Origin of the sequence: Saccharomonospora halophila 8, assembly GCF_000383775.1 — a bacterium.
Lineage (GTDB): Bacteria > Actinomycetota > Actinomycetes > Mycobacteriales > Pseudonocardiaceae > Saccharomonospora > Saccharomonospora halophila.
On record NZ_KB912515.1, the window covers coordinates 1 to 2,974 of the forward strand.

A 2,974-nucleotide genomic window follows, 5' to 3' on the forward strand; every position below is an offset into this window, starting at 1 on the left:
GCAGCCGGCGAGGCCGGGTGCGGCCGGGGCCGCCAGTGCGGTCAGGACGGCCGTGCGCAGCAGCCTCCGCCGGTTCCACGCATGTCGGGATGTCACGGCCCGCATCCTGCCACCCCGGAACCGACGGCGGATGATACCGGGTGGGCACGCGCCCGGCGCGGTGCCGGACGGGCGACGCCCGGCGGGACACCGCGGGGGCACGATAAGCTGAACCACCACTTCAGAACAGGAACCACAGGGAGCAGCACGGTGCCCAACGAACTCGCCGGCAGGCTGGAGCCCGTCGTGGCCGAGGCCGTCGCGGCCGCGGGTTTCGATCTCGACGCGCTGGACGTCCAGCAGGCAGGCAGGCGCAAGCTGGTGAAGGTCGTCGTCGACGGCGAGCACGGCGTCGAGCTGGACCAGATCGCCGAGATCAGCAGGACGGTGTCGGCGGCGCTCGACGAGTACGAGCACCTCATCGAGGGCGCCTACACGCTGGAGGTGACCTCGCCGGGGCTGGACCGCCCGCTGACCACGCCCCGCCATTGGCGACGGGCCAAGTACCGCCTCGTCCGCGTGACACCCGTCGACGGGTCGCCCTACGTCGGCCGCGTCGGTGACGCCGGGCCGGAGTCGGTGCGGATACTGGTGGACGGGAACATCCGCGACCTGCGGTACGCGGACGTGGACACGGCCGTCGTCGAGGTCGAGTTCAAGCAGCCCCCCGCCGGGGACCTGAAGCTGCTGGACTCCGACGGGCGCGGCGAGAACGAGGAAAGTGCCGGACCGAAGGAGGAGCCGAGGTGAACGTCGACATCGCGGCGTTGCGCGCGATCGAACGGGACAAGGACATCCCCTTCGAGACGGTGCTGGAGGCGATCGAGAGCGCGCTGCTGACCGCGTACAAGCACACGGAGGGGCACCACCCGCACGCGAAGATCGACATCGATCGCCGCACCGGGTTCGTGCGGGTGCTCGCGCACCGGCTGGACGAGCACGGTGGGGTCGCCGAGGAGTGGGACGACACCCCGGAGGGATTCGGCCGGATCGCCGCGGCGACCGCCCGGCAGGTCATCCTCCAGCGGCTGCGGGACGCCGAGCACGAGAAGACCTACGGCGAGTTCTCCGCCCAGGAGGGTGAGATCGTCGCGGGTGTCGTGCAGCGGGACGCGAAGGCCAACGCCCGCGGGATGGTGGTGCTGCAGATCGGCGACTCCGAGGGGGTGCTGCCCGCCGCCGAGCAGGTGCCCGGCGAGGAGTACGGGCACGGCGAGCGCCTCAAGGCCTACGTCGTCGGGGTGGCTCGCACCGTCCGCGGACCGCAGATCACGCTGTCCCGGACGCACCCCAACCTCGTGCGCAAGCTGTTCGCCCTGGAGGTACCCGAGATCGCCGACGGCACCGTGGACATCACCGCCGTCGCGCGCGAGGCGGGGCACCGGTCGAAGATCTCCGTCCGGTCCACGGTGCCCGGGGTGAACGCCAAGGGTGCCTGCATCGGGCACGTCGGCGGCCGCGTGCGCAACGTGATGAGCGAACTCGGTGGCGAGAAGATCGACATCATCGACTACTCGGACGACCCGGCCGAGTTCGTCGGGAATGCGCTCTCGCCCGCGAAGGTTGTCTCTGTCGAGGTGGTCGACGAACGGGCCAAGACGGCCCGGGTGGTCGTCCCCGACTTCCAGTTGTCCCTGGCGATCGGCAAGGAAGGGCAGAACGCCCGCCTGGCGGCCCGGCTCACCGGGTGGCGGATCGACATCCGCAGCGACGCCGCCCCGGAGACGGGGCAGCGGCAGGTGGAACCGACCGAGACACCGCACGCAGCGGCCACCGGTTCCGCCGACTGATTGACCACGGTCTAAACTGGGATGTGGTGCGACACCCACAGCCGAACCAGTCCCGACCGCGGCCCGGCGCCACGCCGGTCCGCACCTGCGTCGGATGTCGGCGGCGGGCGTCGGTGCCGGAGTTGATCCGTGTGGTCGCGGCGGACGGGCACGTGGTCGTCGACGAGCGACGACGGCTGCCGGGACGCGGTGCCTGGCTCCATCCCGACCGGGGATGCCTGGGCCGCGCCGAACGGCGGCGGGCGTTCCCCCGGGCCCTCCGGGCGAAGGGGGTGGCTCGACGTGGCCGGTCTGCGGCATCATGTGGAGCGACTCACCCAGAGCGCGGACAGCGCTGGTGGCACTGTGGGTGCGGGAACTCCCCGCATCCAGACCGGAACAAGGAAGCAGGTCGACCCGTCATGAGTCAGCCGTGAAGCTGAAGCCATGAACGCGCGACGATAGGACGAGGTCTGCGGGTTTCGCCGCCGACCTCATCAGTTGAGGAGAGCAGTGGCAGGCAAAGCCCGCGTACATGAGCTCGCGAAAGAGCTCGGTGTCACGAGCAAGGATGTACTCGCCAAGCTGAAGGAGCAGGGCGAGTTCGTGAAATCCGCGTCGTCGACCGTCGAGGCGCCCGTCGCCCGACGGCTGCGCGACGCGTTCCCGACGAGCAAGGACGGCAAGTCCGACAAGAAGGGCGCCGACCGGGGCCCGAAGCCCGGCGGTGGGGACGGTAACGGCGCGAAGCCGGGGCCGCCGAAGCCCTCGGCACCGGCACAGCCCTCGGCTTCGGCACCGCAGGAATCGGCACCGCGGACGCCGCAGGCCGAGCAACCCGCGCAGCCGCAGGCACAGCAGGAGACCCGGCCGCAGGCGCAGCAACGACAGCAGCCGCCGAAGCCGGGACCGAAGCCCGGTCCGAAGCCGGGTCCGAAGCCCGGCCCCGCGCAGCAGCCCGCCGAGCAGGCACCCGCGGCGAAGGACTCGGGGAAGGACTCCGCACCGGAGGACAAGGATTCCGGTGCGGTCGTCCCGCCGAAGCCGCAGGGCCCCAAGCCGGGTCCGAAGCCCGGACCGCGTCCGCCCCGCGTGGGCAACAACCCGTTCGGGGTGGGCTCCGGCTCCCCGGCACCGCGGTCGTCCGGCGGCCAGCAGCAGCGCGG

Annotated in this window: 4 protein-coding genes; all 4 read left to right on the forward strand. The window is 71.7% G+C overall.

Annotated features, from left to right (window positions below; translation table 11 throughout):
* The first annotated feature begins 249 nt into the window (after positions 1-249).
* Positions 250-789, forward strand: coding sequence for a ribosome maturation factor RimP (gene rimP, locus SACHA_RS0107355; RefSeq protein ID WP_019808416.1), 540 nt, complete (start codon positions 250-252; stop codon positions 787-789).
* Positions 786-1,829 (forward strand): transcription termination factor NusA, encoded by a 1,044-nt coding sequence (gene nusA, locus SACHA_RS0107360; RefSeq protein WP_007027188.1) that lies wholly within the window; start codon positions 786-788, stop codon positions 1,827-1,829. Before rimP ends, nusA begins: the two co-directional genes overlap by 4 nt.
* Positions 1,830-1,960: 131 nt before the next feature.
* The gene (locus SACHA_RS23775) at positions 1,961-2,245 is read left to right on the forward strand and encodes a YlxR family protein (protein ID WP_232211832.1); all 285 of its coding nucleotides are present in this window, start codon (positions 1,961-1,963) and stop codon (positions 2,243-2,245) included.
* Between the two features lie 76 nt (positions 2,246-2,321).
* Positions 2,322-2,974 (forward strand): translation initiation factor IF-2 N-terminal domain-containing protein (locus SACHA_RS20810; RefSeq protein WP_039738299.1); only part of this gene is annotated, 653 nt, incomplete at its 3' end.